The 25,264-nt window shown below is 36.6% G+C and carries 21 protein-coding genes; 6 read left to right on the forward strand and 15 right to left on the reverse strand.

What is annotated here, in order from left to right; genetic code table 11:
* Window positions 1–27: 27 nt before the first annotated feature.
* The 5 genes from WH267_RS05730 to WH267_RS05750 form a co-directional block, all read right to left on the reverse strand.
* Window positions 28–564, reverse strand: coding sequence for a GNAT family N-acetyltransferase (locus WH267_RS05730; RefSeq protein ID WP_340006439.1), 537 nt, complete (start codon window positions 562–564; stop codon window positions 28–30).
* A gap of 59 nt (window positions 565–623) precedes the next feature.
* Window positions 624–1,382 carry a type III pantothenate kinase gene (locus WH267_RS05735; protein ID WP_123320388.1) on the reverse strand — a complete coding sequence of 253 codons (759 nt, stop codon included), beginning with the start codon at window positions 1,380–1,382 and terminating at the stop codon, window positions 624–626.
* 102 nt (window positions 1,383–1,484) lie between these two features.
* Window positions 1,485–3,323 carry a M1 family metallopeptidase gene (locus WH267_RS05740; protein WP_340006442.1) on the reverse strand — a complete coding sequence of 613 codons (1,839 nt, stop codon included), beginning with the start codon at window positions 3,321–3,323 and terminating at the stop codon, window positions 1,485–1,487.
* Between the two features lie 194 nt (window positions 3,324–3,517).
* Complete coding sequence (locus tag WH267_RS05745; protein ID WP_340006444.1) at window positions 3,518–3,988, reverse strand: DUF1572 domain-containing protein; 471 nt, start codon at window positions 3,986–3,988, stop codon at window positions 3,518–3,520.
* A 175-nt stretch (window positions 3,989–4,163) separates the two neighbouring features.
* Window positions 4,164–5,855 (reverse strand): DUF6909 family protein, encoded by a 1,692-nt coding sequence (locus WH267_RS05750; protein WP_115968285.1) that lies wholly within the window; start codon window positions 5,853–5,855, stop codon window positions 4,164–4,166.
* A 308-nt stretch (window positions 5,856–6,163) separates the two neighbouring features.
* Between WH267_RS05750 and WH267_RS05755 the strand changes: the two genes are divergently transcribed.
* Both WH267_RS05755 and WH267_RS05760 read left to right on the forward strand, forming a co-directional pair.
* A complete protein-coding gene (locus tag WH267_RS05755) occupies window positions 6,164–8,359 on the forward strand; it encodes a glutamine synthetase III family protein (RefSeq protein ID WP_115968286.1) in 2,196 nt (731 codons plus the stop codon).
* 504 nt (window positions 8,360–8,863) lie between these two features.
* Window positions 8,864–9,574, forward strand: a complete 711-nt coding sequence (locus tag WH267_RS05760; protein ID WP_123320385.1) for a C40 family peptidase — start codon at window positions 8,864–8,866, stop codon at window positions 9,572–9,574.
* 173 nt (window positions 9,575–9,747) lie between these two features.
* Here the strand turns inward: WH267_RS05760 and WH267_RS05765 are convergent, their stop codons facing one another.
* The 6 genes from WH267_RS05765 to WH267_RS05790 form a co-directional block, all read right to left on the reverse strand.
* On the reverse strand, window positions 9,748–10,329 hold the full coding sequence (locus WH267_RS05765) for a pentapeptide repeat-containing protein (protein WP_340006447.1): 582 nt from the start codon (window positions 10,327–10,329) through the stop codon (window positions 9,748–9,750).
* Between the two features lie 80 nt (window positions 10,330–10,409).
* The gene (rodA, locus tag WH267_RS05770; protein WP_115968291.1) at window positions 10,410–11,639 is read right to left on the reverse strand and encodes a rod shape-determining protein RodA; all 1,230 of its coding nucleotides are present in this window, start codon (window positions 11,637–11,639) and stop codon (window positions 10,410–10,412) included.
* Window positions 11,636–13,681, reverse strand: coding sequence for a peptidoglycan D,D-transpeptidase FtsI family protein (locus tag WH267_RS05775; protein WP_115968293.1), 2,046 nt, complete (start codon window positions 13,679–13,681; stop codon window positions 11,636–11,638). The genes rodA and WH267_RS05775 overlap by 4 nt, the downstream gene beginning before the upstream one ends.
* On the reverse strand, window positions 13,678–14,184 hold the full coding sequence (locus WH267_RS05780; RefSeq protein WP_115968295.1) for a rod shape-determining protein MreD: 507 nt from the start codon (window positions 14,182–14,184) through the stop codon (window positions 13,678–13,680). The genes WH267_RS05775 and WH267_RS05780 overlap by 4 nt, the downstream gene beginning before the upstream one ends.
* A complete protein-coding gene (mreC, locus tag WH267_RS05785; RefSeq protein ID WP_115968297.1) occupies window positions 14,177–15,031 on the reverse strand; it encodes a rod shape-determining protein MreC in 855 nt (284 codons plus the stop codon). Before mreC ends, WH267_RS05780 begins: the two co-directional genes overlap by 8 nt.
* A 28-nt stretch (window positions 15,032–15,059) precedes the next feature.
* Complete coding sequence (locus WH267_RS05790) at window positions 15,060–16,085, reverse strand: rod shape-determining protein (protein ID WP_115968299.1); 1,026 nt, start codon at window positions 16,083–16,085, stop codon at window positions 15,060–15,062.
* Window positions 16,086–16,455: 370 nt separating this feature from the next.
* Here WH267_RS05790 and hemA point away from each other — a divergent pair, with 370 nt between their 5' ends.
* The 4 genes from hemA to hemE are packed head-to-tail and all read left to right on the forward strand — an operon-like array spanning window position 16,456 to window position 20,445.
* Window positions 16,456–17,730 (forward strand): glutamyl-tRNA reductase, encoded by a 1,275-nt coding sequence (gene hemA, locus WH267_RS05795; RefSeq protein WP_340006454.1) that lies wholly within the window; start codon window positions 16,456–16,458, stop codon window positions 17,728–17,730.
* Entirely contained in the window at window positions 17,717–18,625 is a 909-nt protein-coding gene (gene hemC / locus WH267_RS05800) for a hydroxymethylbilane synthase (protein WP_115968303.1), read from the forward strand. Before hemA ends, hemC begins: the two co-directional genes overlap by 14 nt.
* Window positions 18,626–18,683: 58 nt before the next feature.
* Window positions 18,684–19,367, forward strand: coding sequence for a uroporphyrinogen-III synthase (locus WH267_RS05805; protein ID WP_340006455.1), 684 nt, complete (start codon window positions 18,684–18,686; stop codon window positions 19,365–19,367).
* 46 nt (window positions 19,368–19,413) lie between these two features.
* Window positions 19,414–20,445, forward strand: a complete 1,032-nt coding sequence (gene hemE, locus WH267_RS05810; RefSeq protein WP_115968307.1) for a uroporphyrinogen decarboxylase — start codon at window positions 19,414–19,416, stop codon at window positions 20,443–20,445.
* A gap of 96 nt (window positions 20,446–20,541) precedes the next feature.
* Here hemE and WH267_RS05815 read toward each other — a convergent pair whose 3' ends face one another.
* The 4 genes from WH267_RS05815 to WH267_RS05830 form a co-directional block, all read right to left on the reverse strand.
* Window positions 20,542–21,762, reverse strand: a complete 1,221-nt coding sequence (locus WH267_RS05815) for an aminotransferase class V-fold PLP-dependent enzyme (protein ID WP_340006457.1) — start codon at window positions 21,760–21,762, stop codon at window positions 20,542–20,544.
* Between the two features lie 208 nt (window positions 21,763–21,970).
* Window positions 21,971–22,624: a 50S ribosomal protein L25/general stress protein Ctc gene (locus WH267_RS05820; RefSeq protein WP_340006459.1), complete on the reverse strand. Its 654-nt coding sequence runs from the start codon at window positions 22,622–22,624 to the stop codon at window positions 21,971–21,973.
* Window positions 22,625–22,679: 55 nt separating this feature from the next.
* Entirely contained in the window at window positions 22,680–23,618 is a 939-nt protein-coding gene (locus tag WH267_RS05825; RefSeq protein ID WP_115968312.1) for a ribose-phosphate pyrophosphokinase, read from the reverse strand.
* Between the two features lie 85 nt (window positions 23,619–23,703).
* Window positions 23,704–25,260 carry a G-D-S-L family lipolytic protein gene (locus WH267_RS05830; protein WP_340006462.1) on the reverse strand — a complete coding sequence of 519 codons (1,557 nt, stop codon included), beginning with the start codon at window positions 25,258–25,260 and terminating at the stop codon, window positions 23,704–23,706.
* Window positions 25,261–25,264 lie beyond the last annotated feature (4 nt).

Raw genomic sequence — 25,264 nt, forward strand, 5'->3', positions numbered from 1 at the left:
TTTTTATTTTATAAAGAATGATCCCGATTAATCTTTAAAGACAGAATACATTGCAAGGTCAAAATATTCTTCATCTTTCTTGGCATGCTGTTTCAAAATTGCCTCCTGCTCCATTCCTATTTTCTCCATAATCTTTCCGGAAGCAGGATTGTGAAGCAAATGAGTAGCATAAATTTTATTAAAACCTAAGTCTTTAAATCCGAATTTCACAATGGCTCTTGCTGCTTCAGTAACATATCCTTTATTCCAGTAAGGAATTCCTATCCAATACCCTAGTTCTGCCATATCATCATCCCTATCATGAAGACCAATGGCTCCGATAAGCTGCTCTTCTTTATTTCGGATTCCAAACGTAAAGCCAGTTTTTTCTTCAAAAGCTTCTCTGGACATTTTCACCCACATCTTACCATCATTTTCCGTGTAAGGATAAGGAATATTAGAAGTAAGATCCGAATAAATCCTGTGTTTAAGAAATTCAACAATAAAAGGAATATCCTTCTCTTCCAATTGGGAAAGGATCAGTCTTTCGGTTTCAATTCTTGGAAATTCTTTTAATTCTTTCATTTTATTCGTGGTTAAATTGGGTAATAGAGCTGAGGTTTAGCCCAAAAGCTTTGGATGATCTAGAGATCTTTTCCAAGGAAATAAAGCCCTTTCAGAGTATGAAGTCTATCCATTACATGAATTTTATCCGTTAAAGGCTTATACACATGAGAAACACCCCCTGTTGCCACAACAAAGCAATCATCGTTCACCTCATCATTGATCCGGTTGATAAAACCTTCTACCATTCCCAGGAAACCGTATACCATTCCGCTTTGCATGCAGGTTACCGTGTCTAATCCCAATACTGATTTAGGTCTTTTAAGTTCAATATCCGGAAGCTGAGCCGTCTGATGGATCAGAGAATTTAAAGAGGTTACAATTCCCGGAGCAATAATTACCCCCAAGGTTTCCCCAGTTTCTGCAACACAACTTGCTGTAAGTGCCGTTCCAAAATCAATAACAATCTTTTTTCTGTTTGGATAAAGATTATGAGCAGCTACAAGGTTCGCATAAATATCCGTCCCCATCTGCTTTGACTTCGCCACCACTGCTGACGGAGTTGTACGATCAACAATGACCGGTGTTACTCCATGGATCTTCTTGATTCCCGAACTCATCACTTTGGTAAGCTGAGGTACCACAGATCCAATGATTACCTTTTCTATTTCTTTTGGCTCAACTTTATAAGTCTGATAAAGCATCAGCATCTGTACATAAAGCTCGTCTGCTGTTCTGTAAGGCTTTGTATTGATTACCCAGGAAATATCACAATTATCACCATTAAAAAGACCAAATCTGATATTACTGTTCCCTACATTTATTACAATTGAATTCATTATATTTTAACAGGCTAGGATTTGAAAAAATTCGAGTTCCAAATTTATAAAAAAATAAAAGGAGTACTTACAAATACTCCTTTTATCTCTATGTTGATCTTTTTATTTTACTTCTACAAAGTTATCTTCCATATTTACATCTGCAATTCTCTGACTGAAATCAATTCCTAATACAGACAATTGAGATTTTGTATAAGGAACCGTGATCGTATACTCTTTCTGCGTCCAAGGCCAGTAAGGCATTGTCTTGAATTCTCCGTAAGCATCTTTTTCTTTCCAGGTATGGGTCATATTCAATGGAATCTGATAAGTAACGATCTTCTTATCTGTAGTCATTACACTGAAATCAACCGGCATCGGAACCTGACCGTTATTAACAAGGGTAATTGTTGTAGATTTCGCATCATACTTTACATCCTTAATTCCGTAATCGATCGTTTTGGTGGTATTGATCCAATAATTGTGGAACCATTTTAAATCCATTCCTGAAACCTTTTGAGCAATGTGAAGAAAATCTCTGTCTGAAGGGTGTTTCATGCTCCACTGGTCATAATATTGCTTTAAAGTCTCTGCAAGATTCTGTTCTCCCATGATATATCCCAGCTGTACCAGGTACAATTCTCCTTTTACATAAGAAGCATACGTATAAGATGTTCCGTTATCATGGTGATCTCCTAACCACACAGCCGGTTCTTCAATTCCTTTTTTAACGAAGTTTCTGTATGCATTCAAAGTATTGGCAAACGGATTCGGAAGTTCTTCCGGGAACAGCTGGTACATGGTATAACCTTCTGCATAGCTGGTAAAGCCTTCATCCATCCATGGGCGTACAGATTCATTCGTAGCAAGCATCTGCTGATACCATGAGTGAGAACCTTCGTGAGCCATTAACCCCATCAGCCCTTTGATATCTTTAGCCTCACCCAGAATCATGGTACACATTCCGTATTCCATTCCACCGTCACCTCCCTGAATGAAAGCATAAGTAGGGTATACATATTTTCCAAAATGAGAATTCATAAGCTGGAAATACTTGGTAATATAAGGCTGAGCTTCACCCCATACTTTCGTTTTATCATTTTTCTGATAGACTAAATATACTTTTGGCCCTTCAGGAACATTAAAGCTTTCTACAGAATAATCTCTGTCTGCACTCCATGCAAAATCAAGGATATTTTTGGCAGTCCATTTCCATGTGGCTTTCTTATCTTTTTCTGCTTTGATCTTTGCAGCAGCGTCATAACCTTTTACTTCAGCTGGATTTTCAAGAATTCCTCCTGCTCCTACTACATAATCTTTATTGATTTTAATAGTTACATCAAAATCAGAGAAAGGCGCATGGAATTCTCTTCCCAGATAATCAAAAGTTGCCCAGCCATCATAGTCATATTCGGCAATTTTTGGATACCATTGTGTCATGGTCATATCCACCCCCTCTCTGTTATTTCTTCCACTTCTTCTGATCTGCTGAGGAATTACAGCATCCCAATCCATCATAAAAGTTGTTGTAGAGCCTGGTTTAATAGGATCTGCCAGATATACTTTCATAATCGTTTCCTGAACTTCAAATTTCAGATCTTTACCATTCTGTTTGATCCAGTGAATATTCTGAGCGCCTTCCTGATCTTTTGGAATGGAAGACAGTGTTGAGATTCCGTTTTTCTGCAACCTTCCGTCACCATTTTTTCCTTGGGAAGAAACTCTCTGATCCATCATGGAATTAGGCTTAAAAGCATTCCAATACAGGTGGAAATACACTACATTAAGCTCATCCGGTGAGTTATTGGTGTATTCTAAAGTTTGTTTTCCCTGATAGGTAAATTTTTCAGCATTGACATCGATATCCATCTTGTACTTCGCAGCCTGCTGATAATAAGCTCCTTGCTGAGCCTGAAATTGTGAAATGATAAACGCAAAAATGATTGCAGCCGATTTTCTCATTTAAAATTTAATTTTTTTTTAAAGGTAAGTAATTTAAACAAAACCTTAAAATGTGGAGTTATAACAGGGTTTCGCTCTGTTTTAGATAACTTTCCATCTGTTTTGTTAAATGAACGGTAAGATTATTTTTTTAACTACGGATTACGCAGATTTTCACAGATGACTATCTGGTGTTGTCTTATCCGGCTAATACATTATTGCTTTTGTAATAGTTTCTTGATAAGAGTAATCTGCCCCAGATGATAATATGCGTGCTCTATCATCCCGTCAATATTTCTTTGATACGTTCCATACTTTTGATCCACAAACATTTCATCAAGCTTTGAATCCGGCATCTTTTCTAATAAAACGGCAAACTTCTCTGAGTCTGACCATAGCTTAGTCAGCAGCGCCTCCCAATGTTCCTGAGATTCTATGGGTGGGAGATCAAAACTGTACCTGTCTTTTATTTCCAGATTTCCTCCTTCAAAAACAGGAGTAATCCCGGCAATATAATAATCAATATGAAAAGTGAGCATAGCAATAGTATTTAAAGTACCAACCTTCGTTACAGCCTGTTCCCATGTTACATCAGAAAGCTCATCTTTAAAATTGGTATTGGCAATCCAGAGGCCGTCTAGCAAAACTTCTCTGAATCTTTTGGCTAATTGTAATACAGAACTCATGATCAATATATTTTTCTAAAAATAAGTAATTAAAATATTGATCTAGATCTTGCAGATAACACTAAGCCTTGTCAAGGTTTTAAACCTTGACAAGGCTCAATATCCTAAGTATTTAAAACAAAAAAAGCCTCAGATGTAAAACACCTGAGGCTTATATTATAATATGAAATTACAATTATTTCTTAGCAGAAACTTCTTTTTTTCCGCTTTTTAAGATCTTTTCAAGGATTCTTAAAGTAATCAGATACGTTGGCTTCACTCCTGTAAGGCCTAAACCTCCTGAAGATAGGGTACTTCCTGTTTCCAAAGGATTATCTGAAGCATAGTATGCATAGCAAACAAACAGATCCGGAGAAATATGATGTCTGATTTTAGAAGCTACCTGAATCGCTTTCTGATAATGAGCTCCTTCCATTTCAAGACCAATCGCTTTCCATGAAGTGTTCATGAAGTAAGATAAAATATCCTTATTCTGAAGCGATGTTCCTAAAACAGTAATCATCGGACCTTCAAATGCTTTCAGTTCATCATCATTAAAATCATCAAGCTTCAATGCATTTTCAAAAGGATAGTTATCAGCAGTTCCTTCAAAGATGTGAGAAGTCGGGATCATAATATCTCCTTTTTCTCCGGTAAGGATACCTGCTTTCCCCATAATAGAAACAGATTTTACATGCATCATATATACTTCTCCTTTATGTTCGTAAGGCTTCAGCAATTCATCCATTACCTCAAAAGCCTGTTCTCCAAAAGCATAATCAAATACCATTACCACATCATCCCCTCCAAACTTACAGTCAGCAAACGGGGTATTCTTCAGATTCATCTTACTAAGATCAATAATCTGTACATCGATATTACTTCCGCTTTTATCCGCAATATGAATCATTCCTTCGTCTAAAGCATACTTCAATACCTTATCACGAAGTTCTTTTTTGTTTGAAATCTCTTCATACAGTTTATAATCCACTTCGTTATTATGCTTCTTTTTAAGGGCATCATTTGCATAAAGCATATTTTTCACAGAGTGCATATTGGCAGAAATAATATGCAGTGGACGGGTATGAAGATTGTTTTCAAATAAAACCTCCTTCACTTTATTAGCCCACTTCTCTCCGAAATAGTGGTGCCCTACCCTTTCCTTTAATATAGCACTGAAATGAATTTCTCTCTCTGTAGTTCCCTTTGCATCTTCAAGACTTACTTTTGCTAGATTATACATGATTTTAAATAAACGGTCTGGGTTATTATCATCACCAAAAGTATTATAAGCTATTAATGTTTCATCAAAAGATCTTCCTATTAATGAAGAAAGGTGGATCAATGCCACTTCTTTTTCTTTTCTGCTGAATTTCTTTTCACCTTTCACTACCTCTTCAATAATTTTGAAGGCTCGTGTCGGCTTCCAGTTTTCGTCCTGAATGAATGCCAGGTTACGGATTTTATCAGCTTCTATAAATAGGAATGTAAGGTGAGTAAGAATGTCATAAATTTCGGAACGGCCCAAAAGAACCTCAATATTCATCTGGTGTTCGTCTATTCTATAACAGTTTCTTCTTCTTTTCTTTGGAACAATAGGTTCGAAACTTCCTTTATCAAAACCTTCATCAGATGTAAGATGAATAAAAGCACATTCCTCAATCCCTTCCGGAAGCCTGTCTAATACATACATTAGACCATCAAGTTCCAATTTACTCGGGACACTCATGGTTCCATAAATTTCCGGATTGATGGTTTTCAACAAGCTTCTGATACTTTCTCCTGAAACACCTGCCGGTTTGAAAAATCCTCTATAAAATAAGTGTCTCATAGAGATATATAATCTTTCAATAGCTTCTGTTGTTTCTCTTGCTCTAGAATTTGTCATAAAATAAATTTCACACAAATATACGAAATCTTTGCCCATTTTATTTTAACTATCTTTTAATAAGTAGCTTAAATTCGCACAGGATTGCAGCATGTATCATGTAAAATGTATTTAGAGCTACCCTACCCTTTAAAACACCTTTAAATATTACATTTTAACCATTAAAAAAAACAATCACCCCTATAAAAAACACCCCAAACAATTGTTTAATTTATATAAAATTTCACAACACCCCTGAAAATTTTAGGGGTCAAATCATTTTCATTTCATTTTTTTTGTAAATTTGCCCTATCAAAATCTACCCAAATATGTCAACCTTAAGATTCAAAGCATTAGAAACTCTTCCATTTAAGGATTTCAGAAAAGACAACAATGTCGAAATCCCGGCGAAATTATCAGAACTATTCTGCCAAAATGTTTTCTCAGAAGAAACAATGAGAGAATATTTAACGAAAGAAGCATTCCAGTCTATTATGGATGCGGTAAAAAAAGGGACTAAAATCCAGAGACACATTGCAGATCAGGTTGCCGTAGCAATGAAAGACTGGGCAATGAGTAAAGGAGTAACTCACTATACTCACTGGTTTCAGCCTTTGACGGGTACAACTGCCGAAAAACACGATTCTTTCTTCACCCCTATCGAAGGAGGCAGAGCGATCGAAAGATTCAGCGGAAACTTATTGATCCAGCAGGAACCGGATGCGTCTTCTTTCCCGAATGGAGGAATCAGAAACACTTTCGAAGCCAGAGGTTATACAGCTTGGGACCCTACTTCTCCGGCTTTCATTATGGGAACTACATTATGTATTCCTTCAATCTTCATCTCTTATACTGGAGAAACTTTAGATTATAAGGCACCTCTTTTAAGGGCTTTAAATGCTGTAGACGAAGCTGCAACCAGCGTAATGCAGTATTTTGATAAAAACGTAACAAAAGTAACTCCCACTTTAGGTTGGGAACAAGAATATTTCCTGGTTGATTCAGCATTATACCAATCACGTCCGGATCTTGTATTAACAGGTAAAACTTTGTTAGGACACTCTCCTGCAAAAGGACAGCAATTAGATGACCATTACTTCGGTTCTATCCCTACAAGGGTAATGAACTTCATGAAAGAACTGGAAATCGAATGTATGAAGCTGGGAATCCCTGCAACAACAAGACACAATGAGGTAGCTCCAAATCAATTTGAATTGGCTCCTATGTTTGAAGAAGTAAATGTTGCTGTAGATCATAACTCTTTATTGATGGATATCATGGCAAGAGTTGCTCACAAGCACCATTTCCATATTTTGTTCCATGAAAAGCCATTCGCAGGGGTAAACGGAAGCGGAAAGCACAACAACTGGTCTTTAGCAACTGATACTGGTGAAAACCTGTTAAGCCCGGGAAAAAACCCTAAGAAGAACTTACAGTTCTTAACATTCTTCGTGAACACAATTAAAGCTGTTTACGAGTATGCAGATCTTTTAAGAGCAAGTATCGCTTCTGCAAGTAACGACCATAGATTAGGTGCTAATGAAGCTCCACCGGCAATTATCTCCGTATTTATCGGAAGCCAGTTATTCAGTGTATTAGAAGAACTTGAAAAAGTAACTAACGGAAAATTATCTCCTGAAGAAAAAACAGAACTAAAATTAAATGTAGTTGGAAAAATCCCTGAAATTCTACTGGACAATACAGATAGAAACAGAACTTCTCCATTTGCATTTACAGGAAATAAATTTGAGATCAGAGCGGTAGGATCATCTGCAAACTGTGCAGAATCTATGACGGTAATGAATACGATTGCAGCAAAGCAATTAGGTGATTTCAAAAAAGAAGTAGATGCTTTGATCGAAACAGGACTGAAGAAAGACGAAGCTATTTTCAATATATTAAGAGAATACATTAAACAGTGCAAAAGCATTATGTTTGAAGGTGACGGATATTCTGACGACTGGGCAAAAGAAGCTAAAAAAAGAGGGTTGAATAATTTGAAAACCACTCCAGAAGCTCTTAAGCAGGAAATGGATAAAAAATTCCTTGATCTTTACGAAGAAATGGGAATCTTTAACCACAGAGAAGTGGAAGCAAGAAACGAGATTAAACTAGAGAAATACTCTACTGTTATTGATATTGAAGCGAGAGTGTTGAGTGACATCGCAAGAAATCACATTATTCCTTCCGCTTTAAATTATCAGAACAGATTAATTGAGAACGTTAAGGGTCTTAAGGATATCTTCGGAGATAAAGAATTTAAACCGTTGGCAAAAGAACAGATGAGCCTAATCACCAGCATTTCTGAAAATGTTTCAAAAATCAAGCTGGGTGTTGAAGATCTTATCAAAGCCAGAGAAGCGGCAAAAAGCATATCAGACAGCCAAAAGCAGGCAGAAGTATACTGCAACAAAGTAAAACCTTTATTTGACGGTATCAGAGAAGCATCTGACAACCTTGAAATGATGGTAGACGATGAGCTTTGGCCGATGACGAAATACAGAGAGATGTTGTTTACAAAATAACTCTGTAAAGTTCCATATTAGTTAAATTCCTCAGTTTTCTGAGGAATTTTTTTATTCCCTTACGATGATCAAGGATGGTTTTGTTAAGATTTTGATCACTTCTTATCAAAAAAAGATTTTTAAAATCCCGTTTTATATAATAATAAGAGATATTATTTAAAGCAATAAGCAAAACAAAGCTCAAACACCCATGAAATAAAGGTTTTTTTAAAATTTATTTTGTTTTTTTAACACCCTTGAAAATTAGAGTTTTAAATTACAAAACATGATTTATAGAAGAATATCGATGAATTTTGTTAAAGAATCTTAATAAAAAAAACCGCAGGATTACCAAAAATAGGCGGTTGCGGTTTATTTTTCTTTAACATATGTAAATAATATGTTAAATAGTGTTAAAATAAGATCCTGACAATTATCATATCAGGGGTCTTTAGCTCGGAATCTCTACTTTTGTATTGCTTTTGAAAATAAATATTCCAATTTAACACGGTTAATCAAGTATATATGAAGAAAAGAGTTTTGTTTTATTTAGTTGCTTTAGTTACTACTGTATCATTGCAATCGTGTGCTACCAATTATGTAGTTTCAAAACCAGCAACTTACGCTAAAGAATACAAAACAGATGCCAAACTAGCTTCTATTGATAACAAAAAAATGGAGCAGGATAAGCAGAAATTGATAGACTCATTCCTTGCAGAAAAAGCGGCATCTATAGCAAATGCTAAAAAAGCAGTTAAGAATTCTGAGATTGCAAAAGCAATCAAACACAATAAAACCATTGACGGTATCCTTGAAGAAGCTGAAACATACCTTGGAACTCCTTACAGATATGGAGGAACTACAAGAAGAGGTATTGATTGTTCAGCTTTCGTTCTTTCTGTTTTCGGAGCTGCAGCAGGTCTTACTTTACCAAGAGTAGCGGCTTCTCAGGCTCAGGAAGGTGAAAGAGTTGAAAAAGGAGAATTACAGAAAGGAGACTTAATCTTCTTTTCTCATGGAAGAAGAATTTCTCACGTAGGTATTGTAGAAAGTGTTACTGAAGAAGGAGAGATCAAATTTATTCACGCAGCAACATCTAAAGGAGTAATGGTTTCTTCACTGAATGATTCTTATTGGGGACCTAAATTCAGATTCGCAAAAAGAGTAATTAATGCAGAAGGAGAAAATTACAACAATCTAGCTTCTGCTACTCAAGCTACACCAGCAAATTTTTAATTTTATAAATAATTGATTTAAATAATGAAGCCATCAGAAATTCTGACGGCTTTTTTATTTGTCTTACCCATTAAGTTTAGGTTAAATCCAATGGAATGCATTTTATATAAAAAGCAGGCTAAAGCTCGCTTCTATTGAAATTAATGATTAATGCTTAGACCAACATTCAACACCTAGCTATTTCTGTCTATTTCAATATCCAGCTTATACAAGAGTCCATATATTTCAGAAAGCGAAAACCTGGCCTTTTTAAGCTTATTTAAAGCCGGATCTATTGAATAGTTTACCGAAGTCCTCAAATCTGCTTTTTCAAGGTTAGAATTATCGAAAACAGCTCCTGACAGATCACAGTTGCCAAATACTGCATTGGATAAATCACATTCGGTGAAATCCACTTCAATCAGTTTAGAATTTTTAAAAACAGTTTTCTTTATTGAGGTCTGATAGAATATAGAATTATGAAGAGCACACCCATCAAACTTAAAGGAAAGACCAAAGCCATTACAATCACTAAACTGCAGGCCTAACATTTTACATTCCTTGAAAAAAACATTCCTAAAGGCCGTTGAGGTAAGTTTTACCATGCTGAGGTTACATCCTATAAATTCACAATCTGTAAAACTAAAACCGGATAGGTTTCCATATTCAAAGCTGCAATTCTTAAAAGTACAATTCTCATACTCTCCTTTTTCCAATGGAAATTGTACAAAATCTGTATTCTCAAAATTTTGATCTAAAATATAAGTGTCTTTCATAAAAAGTAATGATTTATAGGTATAACAATAGAATCCACAAATTCTGCAGAACTTAAACAAAGTTAAATCTTTGGAAATAGCTATACTAAGCTGTTCTTATCCGAATAATTAAGTTTAAAGAAAATAAAAGTCATCATGGAGAAGGCCAGCAAAGAACTTCCACCATAACTGAAATACGGAAGCGGGATTCCTACCGTTGGGAAAAGCCCCATAACCATCCCTAAATTGATTGAAAAGTGCATTAATAAAATCGAGGCAAAGCAATACCCAAATACCCGGTTAAAGGTAGACTTCTGCCTCTCTGCCAGATAATAGATCCGTCCGATATATACCATATAGCATAAAACAAGGATAGCACTTCCTAAGAAGCCCCACTCTTCCCCCACTGTACAGAAAATATAATCAGTTTCCTGTTCGGGAACAAATTTCCCCTGGGTGACTGATCCTTCACGGTATCCTTTTCCTAAAAGGCCTCCGGATCCAATCGCTGTTTTGGAATATAATAAGTTGTATCCTGAAGTATCTCTAAATGCTTTTTCACCTTTATAAAGAACCTCAATTCGTTCTCTCTGGTGTTTAGGCAATTTTTCTAAAATATAAGGTGACCCGAATGCCAATCCACATAATAAAAGAATAGACCCTGAAATTCCAGAAATCGAAATCACATCCCACGACATTCTATGATAATTCATCGCAATCAGAACACCTGCAATGATTAGAATAGCAGCCGCTACATATACTGGCGGAATCGCAAGAGCCACCAAAAAAACGGCAGCGAAAACGAAACCTACCCCAAATAGCAAACCACTTAATCCTTCCCTGTATAAAGCGATAAAGAATGCAATAAATACAAGCATAGAACCAACATCGGGAATAGCCAATACTACAACCGCCGGAATACCAATAATCCCTAAACCTGTAAGCAGTGATTTTCTATTCTTAAGATTAAAATCAGGCCCTGAAACATAGTTGGCCAGCATCAATGCAGTACCTATTTTTGCGAACTCTACAGGCTGCATGGTAAGACTTCCGAACTTATACCAGTTCTTCTGCCCCAGAATTTCCTTTCCGAAAGGGAAAAGCCCGATCAGTAACAGAACCCCACCTATATAAATAATACCGGCCATATTTTCGAAGAACTTACTTCTTCCTAAAAATATAACGAGTCCCACGACTAAAGATATACAGAAGAATATCAACTGTTTTTCTCCTAATTTCTGGTCAACACTGTAGATATTGGCAATGGCAAAAATGCAAAGCAGGAAATACAGCCCAAGGCCCAGTTTATCTATCCCTTCTGTCCATTTCATTGCTTAACCGGTTTTTTAACAGTGTTACTATTCTTCTTATCTTCTTCTATTTTCTTTTGGAGCTTGGCTTTTTGTTGTTTAACAAGTTCCAGGCTATCCTTTATTCTTTTTTGTTTAATGGAATCAGGTTTAGGATCTTTATAAAGTCCTTTACGCTTCAAGTCTGCAATCCACTGTCTCTTATATTCCGGCATGAAACTCGAGGTAATCATTTTTTTATAAAGATTTTCTCTTTTTAAATCTCCAGTAATATATTTTTCAGCAATCACTGTACAAGCCGGGCCTGCCCACGTTGCTCCAAATCCCGCGTGTTCCATTACTGCAACCACAACAATTTTTGGTTTATCAGCAGGAGCAATCAATACGAAGATGGAATTATCTTTTCCTTGCGGTACCTGTGCAGTACCTGTTTTGGCTAATTGTGTAAAGTCATTGGATTTCAGCCCTCTTGCGGTTCCTCTCAACACTACGGCTTCCATACCTTTTAAAACAGGTTCAAAATGTTTTGGATCAACTAGAGTCTGGTGTTTAACCTTAAATCTTGGATCAGGGTTTGCCTTTCCATCAATAGCTTTTACAATATGAGGCGTGTAATACCATCCTTTGTTAGCGATAGCAGCTACATAATTGGCCAACTGAATAGGGGTTACCAAAACATCTCCCTGCCCCATCCCGTTATAGATGGCTCCGGTTGACATTTCATCCCAATTTTTAAAATCAGTTCTCTGAGACCCACTTGCTTTCATGATGGCTTTAAACCTTTTCTCATAAAAATCTCCGGAAGGAATTCTTCCTTTTGCTCCTACCGCAAAGTCATTATTTAAAAACTCTCCAACACCAAAGCTGCTCATGATCTTTTTCCATTCATCAACACCTTTTGAAGGGTTTCCGGGATATTTTTTGATAATAGCAATAAATGCATAGGTGAAAAAGCAGTTACTGGAAACCTGAATAGAAGGAATCAACGGATCTGCACCACCATGTCCTTTAATTCTTTTTCCTTTATAGAAAAATCCACCACCACAAGGAAAAACAGTCTTTTCATCCATTACGCCCATCTGCATGGCAGCCAAGGCAGTCAACAACTTGAAAGTTGATCCCGGAGGATATCCTGCCTGTAAAGAACGATCAAAAGTAGGCTTGTTTTCATAAAGCGTATCTTTTGACAGGGCATATAAATTTTTGGATTTATAAGGTCCGGTGAAAAGGTTCGGATCAATATCCGGCCCGGTTGCTGCTACTAATACTTCCCCATTATTAGGGTCAATAGCTACAATGGCACCGTGTTTATCGACCAGCATTTCTTCAGCCGTTCTCTGAAGATCATAATCAATAGTTAACGTAATATCTTTACCCGTAATTACATCTTTATCCAAAGATCCGTTTTTATAAGATCCAATATTTCGGAGTCTGATATCTTTTTGGATATACTTCATTCCTTTTACCCCACGGAGTTCCTTCTCATAAGACTTTTCAACACCTGTTTTTCCGATAAAATCTCCAGGTAAATAATAGACAGAGTCTTTTTTAATCTCTTTTTCATTTACTTCACTGGTATATCCTAAAAGGTTACCTGAAGTAGAAACTTCATATTGACGCTGAGGTCTCTGTACAATATTAAAGGCAGGATATTTAAAAATAATTTCCTGCACTCTCGCAATATCTTCCCTGCTGAGATCCTTTAAAAAGGTCATAGGTGTCAGCTTAGAATAATATTTTTCTTTCTTAATAATATTGATCTTGTTGATAAAGTCTGCCTTATTGATTTTCATCAGGCTGCAAAAACCTATTGTATCAAAATCCGGTTTCATTAAGCCTTGGGTAAAGGAAATCTCATAAGCGGGCTGATTTCCCACCATAATTTTTCCGTTACGGTCAAAAATTACCCCTCGTTGAGGAATTACATATTCAATTTTGATGGAAGTGTTGGCTGCATTCAGTGCATAACGGTCTGTAAACAACTGCAAATATGCAAGCCTCGCTACAAAAATAAGAGCGATTACAACAAGGACGGAAAAGATTTTTAAATAACGTGTGTTCAAACTTTTTGTTTGATTTTAAATATTAATGCGTAGACAACTATAAATATAAATGAAATTACGCTAGTCACCAACACATTAAATAATATTTCGAAAAACCTGCTAAACTTAAAGAACTCAATATATTGAACTAAAAGCTGATGCAGGAAAATACTTGAAAATAAAAACAGCAAAAACTGCGCCCACTGCAGGGACTGAAAGGAGAAAAAGTCTGTAGACGTATCTGTAGATGTTCTGAATATCAAGGTTCTAAAATAAGCAATCAATGTTGTTGCAAAAGCATTGATTCCCCATGAATAGAGAAACCCATCAATAGATAATCCTATCAGAAAACTTAACGCCAGGAACTGAAATTTATTTCTGAAAAAAGGATAGAACATGACGAATACAGGATATAATACCGGAGTATATTTCCCGAAAATGGTAATCCTGTTCAATACAAAAATCTGTAATGCAACAAGAAATATCATGATCAATATATCAGTAAATAAAGTCCTGCTAATCATTTTCCTTTTTTATTACAGTCTGCATCGTGTCCTGAATCTTCTGCACTTCTGCTTTCTTCAGGTTCTTCACGACATACACTTTATTCAACGCACCCATTTTTTCACTCAGTTCCACAGAAATATCCCAGAAACCTGTTTTATTATCTACAGAATATCCGGCAATAGTTCCAATTGTCACCCCTTTCGGGAATATGGCAGACTTACCGTCTGTAACAACGGTATCTCCTACTTTTAAAGCAACATATTTTGGAATATCCGCAAGGTGCATCACCCTGGAATTATCTCCATTCCATGTTAACGTTCCAAAATATCCTGAATCTTTCAGCGCTGCATTAATTCTGATTTTGTTGACACTCAATACTGACTGAACCAATGCGTAACTGTCTGTAGAATTGATAACAATCCCCGCAATACCCCTAGGTGCCATTACCCCCATCTGAGGAAAGACCCCGTCTCTGCGGCCACGGTTGATTGTAAAATAGTTATTTCTTCTGTTGATACTGTTGAAAACAATTTCACCATCAACAAAAGTATAGATCTGACCACCTCCGATGGTATCATGTACTCTTTTGAAAACAGGATTTTTTGATCCGTCTTTCCCATAGAGTTCTGCCATAAGGGCTTTATTCTGAACCACAAGATCTTCATTGATCTGTTTTAGCTTCAGATAAGAAACCCCCTCATCAATATACCCGGAAATCCATGAATTCAACGCAGCCGTTTGGCCCGCAATCCAGGATCTCTGCATGGCATTTCTAGAGAATATCAGAACCAGAGCAATAATTTGCAGGAATATAAAGAAGATAAAAAGTGTGTTCTTCGAAAATAATCTCAGCAAAAATCCCATTCAGATATATAGTCGTAAAAAGTTAAAATTATTTAATTAAGAAATTGAATTTATCCATATTCTTAAGGGCAATACCAGTTCCGCGAACTACAGCTCTCAACGGATCTTCCGCTACAAATACAGGAAGACCTGTCTTTTTGTGGATTCTGTCCGCAAGACCTCTTAACAATGCACCTCCTCCGGCAAGATAAATACCCGTTTTATAAATATCAGCAGCCAATTCCGGTGGCGTAAGAGAAAGAGTTTCCATTACAGCATCTTCAATTCTGATGATAGATTTGTCTAATGCACGGGCAATTTCTTTATACCCTACCATAATTTCTTTTGGTTTCCCTGTGATAAGGTCTCTACCTTGTACTGGAATATCTTCGATGTCTACATCAAGATCCTCTACAGCAGAACCTACTTCAATTTTAATTCTTTCAGCAGTTCTTTCTCCAATATAAAGGTTATGGTGAGTTCTTAAGAAATAAGCAATATCATTGGTAAATACATCTCCTGCAATCTTTACAGATTTATCACATACGATACCACCTAAAGCTACTACTGCAATTTCCGTAGTACCCCCACCTATATCAATGATCATATTTCCTTCAGGCTTCTGTACGTCGATCCCAACTCCTATAGCAGCTGCCATTGGCTCGTAAATTAACCTTACTTCTTTTGCGTTGACTTTCTGAGCAGAGTCTCTTACCGCTCTTTTTTCAACTTCAGTAATACCAGAAGGAATACAGATTACAATTCTTAATGCAGGCTGTATGAATTTACCCTTGATTCCAGGAATTTTTTTGATAAATTCCTTGATCATGTGTTCAGAAGCGTGGAAATCTGCGATAACCCCATCTTTCAATGGACGAATCGTCTTGATATCCTCGTGAGTTTTACCTTGCATATGCTTAGCCTGTTCCCCTACAGCAATAGGTTTACCCGTAGATCGTTCAATCGCAACAATTGAAGGCTGATCTATAACAATTTTATTATTGTGAATGATAAGGGTATTAGCTGTTCCCAGGTCTATCGCAATTTCTTGCGTAAACATATCAAATAAACTCATATTTTTCTTCTGATTTTAAGTTTACAAAGATATAAATTTAACCCTACTAAAGAAATTTCATTACAACATAATTTGGTTAAAATTTTATTAAAATTTATAATTCTTTATTAACTTTCTGTTTAGATAATTACAGAGTTTGATTTCAACTAAAATTAACGGGACAATTTGAGAGTCAAAAACACAAAGAAAAGCAGAGAAAACAAACAGGTAAATAAGCGAATTTGAAAATTTCTTTATTTATATTTTGTCTTCAACAGCATTTTAACTTCCACGGATGCCTTTTTGAATCTCTCTATAGTTTTTTACGATAATTATCATATACACTATCAGGGGATGATTAATTAAAAAAAACGTAAATTTGCCGTTGCTTATGTTACAGTATTCCAACATCCATCAAACATCGAATTTTGCCGTGCTTTCTATAAGCTACGAAAAGGCCGATGTAGAAACGAGAGGAAAGTTTGCATTCTTTGATGAAAACATCAAAAATTTTGTTTCCCGCGTCCATCAGGAAGACCTTGGGGATGCATTTGTGGTTTCCACATGTAACAGGACTGAAATCTATACCACTTCTTCCAATTATCTTTTAGTCGCTGAAGAATACTGCAAAACCATTGGGGTAAACCTTACGGACTTCCTTCAGTTTGCCAATATTCTGACTAAAGAAGAGGCTTTGATACATCTTTTCAGAGTAGCTGCCGGTTTGGAAAGCCAGATTATCGGAGATTTTGAGATTATTGGTCAGATCAAAAAAGCATACAGCCGTTTTAAAAAGGAAAGACAGAATTCTAATCCATATTTGGAAAGAGCCATTAATGCTGCCATTCAGATTTCTAAAAGGATAAAGAATGAAACAGGAATTTCCAACGGAGCTGCTTCTGTTTCTTATGCTGCCGTTCACTATATCTTAAACAGCCAAAAGAAAATTGCTGAAAAGAATATCCTTCTTCTTGGTGTGGGTGAGATTGGGCAAAACACCGTTGAAAACCTGGTAAAACATGTTTACCAGCCAAAAATTAAAATAGCGAACAGAACTCAGGAGAAAGCTGAAAAGATTTCCCAGAAATATAATATTCCTCACGTTGATTATTCTGATTTTGACAAGGAATTAAAAAACACTGATATTCTTATCGTGGCTACAGGGGCTAAACACCCGATTATCAACCAATCGCATTTCCCGAACGGAAAAGAAACATTGGTAATAGACCTTTCCATCCCTCATAACGTTGAAAAGAATGTTACGGAAAATGAAAATGTAACGTTAATTGATGTGGATGAGCTTTCAAAACAGATTCAGGAAACGATCCAGCAAAGAGAAAAGGAAATTCCAAAAGCTGAAAAGATCATTAAGGATCTGATGAAAGATTTCATTGAGTGGGAGAAAAAAAGAAAATTAGCACCAAACATTCATCATTTCAAAGCTGTTTTAAAGAACATGGAACGCAATGAAATGCATAATTTTTACAAGAAAAATAAATATATAGACATCACGGATATGGAGCTTTCTGATAAAATGATCCAGAAGATCACCAACCGTTTTGCAAAATATATCATCGATAATCCTTTAAAAGCCGAAGAAATTAGTAAATTAATGCACGAAATATTAGTTGAACAACCAAACAACGAATTCAATGAAAAGCATTAGAATCGGAACAAGAAATTCCGCACTTGCACTTTGGCAGGCTAGAGAGGTTGCAAGGCACCTTCAGAACAACAATTATTTAACGGAGATTGTTCCTATCGTTTCTTCTGGCGATAAGAATCTTAATCAGCCTTTATACTCATTAGGAATCACCGGGGTTTTCACAAGAGACCTTGATACTGCCTTATTGAATGATGAAATAGATATTGCTGTTCACTCTTTAAAAGATGTTCCTACCCTGTTACCTCAGAATATTGAGATGATCTCCTATCTTGAAAGAGACTTTCCACAGGACATTCTCATCAGAAAAGAATCAGCCAGAAATAAAGAACTTCATGAACTGAGACTTGCCACAAGCAGCCTGAGAAGAAGAGCTTTCTGGTTAAGACATTTTCCGAATACCGAGTTTTCTGATATCCGAGGAAATATCCAGACCCGTCTTCAAAAACTTGAAGATGGAAATTTTGATGCGACCATTCTATCTTTGGCAGGGATCAAAAGAATGAAAATGGAAATTGATTACGAAATGCTTCCGGTCATGATTTCAGCCCCATCTCAGGGTGTTATTGCCGTAGCAGGACATTCCGACAAACCGGAAATCAATGAAATACTGAAACAGATCAATCACAAACCTACCCAGATCTGTGTAGAAATTGAACGAAACTTCCTTAGCACTTTAGAAGGAGGATGTACAGCACCTATCGGAGCTTTTGCTGAAATTATTGAAGATCAGATCCGCTTTGTAGCCTCACTTTGTTCTCTTGATGGTAAAAACTGTATTGCCATTGATGAAAATTTCGAATACAATCCGGAAGAAAATTTTGGAGAAAAATTCGCAAAGGTAGTACTGGAAAACGGAGGAAAAGAATTGATGGCTGAAATCAAAAGCCAGATCTAAGATAATTTAGATTTCCAATTTCTTTTAACTGTATTTTTCATCTTCTAATCCAACAGACATGAAAATCTTATTTACCAAAAATATAGACCAATCCATTATATCCAAAGAATTAGGAGAGGATATCTCGGTTGACTGTGTTGAGGTGATTAAGACCAAGCCTATTCTGATCAGCCCCTTTGATCTGAAAAACTATTCCCTGATTTTTACCAGCGTGAATGGTGTAGCTTCATTTTTCAAAAACAGGTTTAAGCCTAATGAAAATTTCACGGCTAAAAACTATAACAAGATCTACTGTGTTGGTGAAAAGACAAAAAAAGCATTAAGAAAGCACGGATTTGGAACTTTTAAAGTCTTAAAAAATGCTGAAACTCTTTCCAGATTTATCATCGGGAACTGCCAGCATGAGCAATTTCTCCATTTCTGTGGTAATCTTGCTATTAATGTACTGGACAAAGATCTTCCTCTGCAAAACATTAAGTATAAAAAAATTACGATCTACAATACAGAGGAAACCAATCCTTTAATTCCTGAAAAATATCATGCTGCAGTATTTTTTAGTCCAAGCGGAGTTCGTAGTTTTGCAAAGCAAAATTCCCTGAAAGAGATGAAGCTGTTTTCGATTGGAGAAACTACATCCGGGGAATTGAGAAATTATACTCACGAGAATATTTTCACGTCCGAAGAAAACACGCTGAATTCTATATTCGAGCTGATAAGACGGGAAATCGTGAGCAAACTTTAGAATATCTGTTACCGGATTTAGACGGTGATATTAGTTTAAATAGATTATGATAAAAAACGACCTATATTTAAAAGCACTTCGCGGAGAAACCGTAGAAAGACCTCCTGTCTGGATGATGAGGCAGGCTGGAAGATATCTGCCGGAATTCATTGCCTTAAGAGACAAATACGATTTCTTTACAAGATGTCAAACGCCTGAACTTGCTGCAGAGATTACGATGCAGCCTATCCGCAGATTTCCTTTAGATGCGGCGATCCTGTTTTCTGATATTTTGGTAGTACCACAGGCTATGGGAATCGATTTCAAAATGAAAGAATCCGTTGGTCCCTGGTTGGATACTCCGATCAGAACAATGGAACAGGTTCAGAATATTGTGACTCCGGACGTGAATGATACTTTAGGTTACGTTTTTGATGCTATTGAACTTACTCTACAGAAATTAGATAACGACATTCCATTGATCGGCTTTGCCGGATCTCCATGGACAATTCTTTGCTACTGCGTAGAAGGAAAAGGAAGTAAAGCTTTTGATATTGCTAAATCTTTCTGTTTCCAACAACCTGAAGCAGCTCATTTATTACTTCAGAAGATTACTGATACTACTATTGCCTACCTTAAGAGAAAGGTAGAAAAAGGAGTTTCTGCTGTACAGGTTTTTGATTCATGGGGCGGAATGCTTTCTCCAACTGACTATCAGGAATTCTCATGGCAGTACATCAATCAGATCGTTGAAGCATTAAGCCCACTTACCCATGTGGTAGTATTCGGAAAAGGATGCTGGTTTGCATTGGAAGATATGACTATGTCTAAAGCTTCCGCTCTTGGTGTTGACTGGACCATTAAGCCGGAATTCGCAAGAACATTGACAAACCACACGATGACGCTGCAAGGAAACTTTGATCCTGCCAGATTGCATTCAACTCCTGAAACCATCAAGAAAATGGTAAATGAAATGATCAACCGTTTCGGAAAGGACAGATATATCGCCAACTTAGGGCACGGAATTCTCCCTAATGTTCCTGTTGAAAATGCTGAAGCATTCATCAGAGCGGTGGTTGACTGGAAACCAACTTTATAAACATAAAATCAATCTTCACACCGAAGATTTACGATAATAAAAGAAGCCCTATCATTACTGACAGGGCTTCTTTTATATGTTTGGTTTTAAATAGTACTAACTCAACATTCGTTGTGCTTTTTTCACTCCTTCTACCAGAAGATCAATTTCCTCAAAGGTATTATAAACCGCAAAACTTGCTCTTACCGTTCCAGCAATATTAAAGAACTCCATGATAGGTTGTGTACAATGGTGTCCCGTTCTTACAGCAATACCCATTTTATCCAGGATCATTCCTACATCAGAAGAAATCCCGACTCCTTCAAGATTGAAGGAAACAACACCTGTTCTCTTCGCTTTCTCGCCATATACTTTCAATCCTTCAATTTCCAAAAGATGTCTTTGAGCGTATTCCAATAAAGCATTTTCATGGTTCTGAATATTCTCATGCCCTACTCTGTTCATAAAATCAACCGCTGCTCCCAAAGCAATATTTCCACCTACATTTGGCGTTCCTGCTTCATATTTAAATGGAAGTCCTGCATAAGTTGTTTTATCAAAAGAACATGTTGCAATCATCTCTCCTCCTCCGTGGAATGGTGGCAAAGCTTCTAATATTTCACGTTTTCCGTATAAAATACCTGTTCCCATCGGAGCATACATTTTATGTCCTGAGAATACAAAGAAATCACAATCTAATTTCTGAACATCAATATTGAAATGAGGCGCAGACTGAGCCCCGTCAATAACGATATAGGCATCCGTATTTTTTCTTGTTCTCGCGATGATTTCCTCAATAGGATTTACAATTCCCAATGCATTAGAAACCTGATTTACAGAAACTACTTTTGTTTTTTCACTTAAAAATTTATCAAAATAATCTAACTGAAGAATACCATTTTCATCAATAGGAATTACTCGAAGTTTTGCTCCTGTTCTTTCACAAAGCAATTGCCATGGAACAATATTGGAATGATGCTCCAGATAAGAAATGATAATCTCATCGTCTTTTTGTAATTTTTGCGTTAGAATATAAGAGATAAGGTTCAGCCCTTCTGTTGTTCCTTTCGTAAAAATTACTTCAAAGTCATGTTCAGCATTAATGAATCTCTGAATCTTTCTTCTGGAAAGTTCCATTTCTTCTGTTGCCAATTGGCTTAATGTATGAATTCCTCTGTGAACATTTGCATTAAGTTCCGTATAATATGCGTGACAGACTTCCAAAACCGAATTTGGCTTTTGAGATGTAGCTGCATTATCCAGATAAACCAACGGCTTACCATTCACTTCTCTGTCCAATATAGAAAACTGGCTTCTTATTTCCTGAATGTCAAACATTTATTTATTTTTTAAATTAAGATGTCCTTATTTAGAACTCTTCAAATTTACGGCTTTTTTTTCGAAAGGAAGCATCCGGTCACAAGCTGATACTTGTCAGTTAATAGAAATATTCAATGATATCACATGAATAAAACTGATATAGATTGAAAAGCACAAAAAAACCTGCCAAAATTTGACAGGTCTTATATCATTAAATAAGCAATACTTATTCTGCAGATTTTTCTTCTGTTGTTGGAACATCAGGAGATTGAGTTGCAACTTCTTCTGCTTCTTCTTCATCATCTTCATCCATTGCAGCAGCACCACCTTTCATTGCATTTCTAGACATCTTAACAGCAACTACTACTGCATTGTCTGGGTGCACGAAAGAATATCCTTCTGTTTTGATACTACCTACATAAAGTTTGTTACCAATTTTTAATGGAGTAACATCAACAACGATTTCGTCAGGTAGGTTAGCAGGGATAGCTTTTACTTTTAGTTTTCTGAAAGACTGACGTAAAACACCACCAGAAACAACACCTTTAGAACGTCCTGTAATTCTTACCGGAACCTCCATAACAACTGGCTTGTCTTCAGACAATTGATAAAAGTCAATGTGAAGAATTTTGTCAGTAATTGGGTGGAACTGAATATCCTGAAGAACTGCTGGAATTGTTTTTCCGTCAACTTCAATAGATACCGTGTGTGCTTCAGGAGTGTATACTAACCCTTTGAAAGCTTTCTCTTCAGCAGAGAAGTTTAAAGGTGCTTCACCTCCATAAACAACACAAGGAACTAATTCAGCATCACGTAAAGCTTTTGTAGACTTTTTGCCCACGCTTTCTCTTTTTGTACCTTGAATTGTAATAGATTTCATTTATAAAAATTTAAAAAATTGTTCTTAATTTAATCTGCAAACTATTTAAAATCAATTAAATAACAAACTTGCTACTGATTGATTTGTGCTCATGAACCATTGTCATAACGTCCGCAAATAATGGGGCGCAAGATAGCACTTTTATTTTAGATGACAAATTATTTTTAACAGGAATTGAGTCAGTTACAATAACTTCCAGAATTTTTGAGTTCTCAATATTCTCGTAAGCTTTCCCTGAAAGCACTCCGTGAGTCGCCATAGCTCTTACAGTTTTTGCTCCTTTCTCGATCAGGATATCCGCAGCTTTACAAAGCGTACCCGCTGTATCGATCATGTCATCAATAAGAATCACATTCTTACCTGTAACATCTCCAATAAGGAACATTTCTTCTACAACGTTGGCCTTTTTTCTCTCCTTGTAAGCAATTACTACCTCTGCCCCTAGGTGACCTGCATAGTTTTTTGCTCTTTTTGCACCTCCCATATCCGGAGAAGCAATGGTAAGATTGTCAAGATGTAGAGATTTGATGTAATCAACGAAGATCGAAGAAGCATACAGGTGATCTACCGGAATTTCGAAGAACCCCTGAATCTGATCTGCATGAAGATCCATTGTCATCACTCTTGTTGCCCCTGCTGCTGTAAGAAGGTTGGCAACTAACTTAGCACCGATCGGCGCTCTTGGTTTGTCTTTTCTGTCCTGTCTGGCAAGTCCGAAGTAAGGAATTACAACGGTAATGCTCTTTGCAGAAGCTCTTTTCGCTGCATCAATCATTAGAAGAAGTTCTAAAAGATTGTCTGCAGGAGGGAATGTAGATCCGATTAGGAAAACTCTTCCTCCTCTTACGGATTCGTCCAAAACAGGCTCAAATTCACCATCGCTGAACTCCTGAAAGTTGATTTTCCCTAATTCTTTCCCATAATGTTGGGCAATTTTCTCTGCCAAGTCCCTGCTGGTTCTTGTACAAAATAGATAACTTAACTGATCGGCCATTTTTACTTTTTAAAAGATTTTGCAAATTTAAAAAAAAACCACAAGATTTACTCTTGTGGTTTCTAAGTTTTTATTTAATCAATAATTATGGTAATGTAACTCCTGAATAATTATTAGGATTTACAAGAGGTATAGACGAATTATAAGTTGAATTAATAGCACTGATAAATTCGTTAGCAATTACACCGTATCCTCTACCTGTTAAATGTACTCCATCCAGTGAGAATGCACCTCCGGATACAAATTTAGCTGTATATTTTACCCCATCCCAAGAAATACCGGAATCGTCTGCCAGCTTCTTAAGTTTAGCATTAGCATCTACAAAAGCATATCCTTTAGCTGTAGCTGCTGCTTTAATCACAACATTATAAGCATCAATAGCGTCATTGATCTCCTTAATTTCAGATGGGATCAGAACATATTTGTCTGCAAACGGGTAAGAAACCCCTCTAGCACCAAGAGACGCCGGAATTCCTGCAGGAAGTGTTTCCACTGAACCGATCGCAGCCTTGGTAGTTAAAGGAATAAGATCTCCTGATTTTGCCTGTCTAGCCTGTCCGTAAGTAGCACCAAGATAAGGAGCAAGCATTACTAGTGTTGGATTTCCTGAATTGGCCGCAGCAACAGTAATCTGTGCACCCAGATTTGTAATACTTTCGTCTTTAATCAGCAATGGATTCGCAGCAGATTTAGAAAGTGGTTTAATTCTGTCTCCTGCTCCTAATCCTGCTAAAATCTGACTTAGCGGGCCATATACATTTTTATTCAAATCATCAATTGTAGCCTCTCCTACAGCAACATTTCCTTTTCCTAACACTGCAGCAGTTAAAGGATTTGTTGGTATTGTTGTCAGAGAAGGAATAGAAGTTACACTTGGAATATTTGCAATAACTCCTTTCGCTTTTGTTGCATCAATTTTAGAAATCAACAGATCATAATATGTTTTAAACTGAGCTGGAGGCGTTAAAGTTTCAACAGAACTGTCTGCACCTGCCAAAGCATATAATAAAGCATCATTATTTCCTATCCATAAAGAGAAGAATGTAGGATTTTGACTTACAAAATCATCAATCACAGATACAGTAGGGGATGAAGCAAATCTTACAAAATAAGGGTTTGCTGTCTTAGGTATGATTCCTGCAACATCTCCATATTTAGGAGCTAATAAATGAGCTACTTTTGCTCCCGGAACTCCCATATTATTAAAAGGTCCTTTAAGAACTGTATTAACCAAGTTTGTCGCTTTATTATTGTTGATATTACTTATATCAGGAGCTCCATCAACAAAACCTTTTATATAAAGCTTTGTATCTTGAATTTGGGGAGTAACACCAGGTGCAACAGCCAGAAGCAATCCTCCGTTATTATCACCCATTAGAGGCTGCTTGAAGTCTCCACCTCCTACAAGTTTCATTTGCTGAGCCATCATTGAAGGATAAGATTCATTCTGCCCATCTACATAAAGAGCACCATCCCTATATCCGGAAGTAAGTGAATTTCCTAACGCAACATATTTTGAGAAATCAGCATTTCCTTTTGAAGGCTGCATATCTTTTACATCCGTATCAAAATCAGTCTTACAGCTTGTTACGGTAAAAAGAAGTGCAGAAACTGCTATTGTCGATATTATAATTTTTTTCATAGTC

The sequence above is a fragment of the Chryseobacterium sp. MYb328 genome (assembly GCF_037572595.1).
GTDB classification, from domain to species: Bacteria; Bacteroidota; Bacteroidia; order Flavobacteriales; family Weeksellaceae; genus Chryseobacterium; species Chryseobacterium pennae.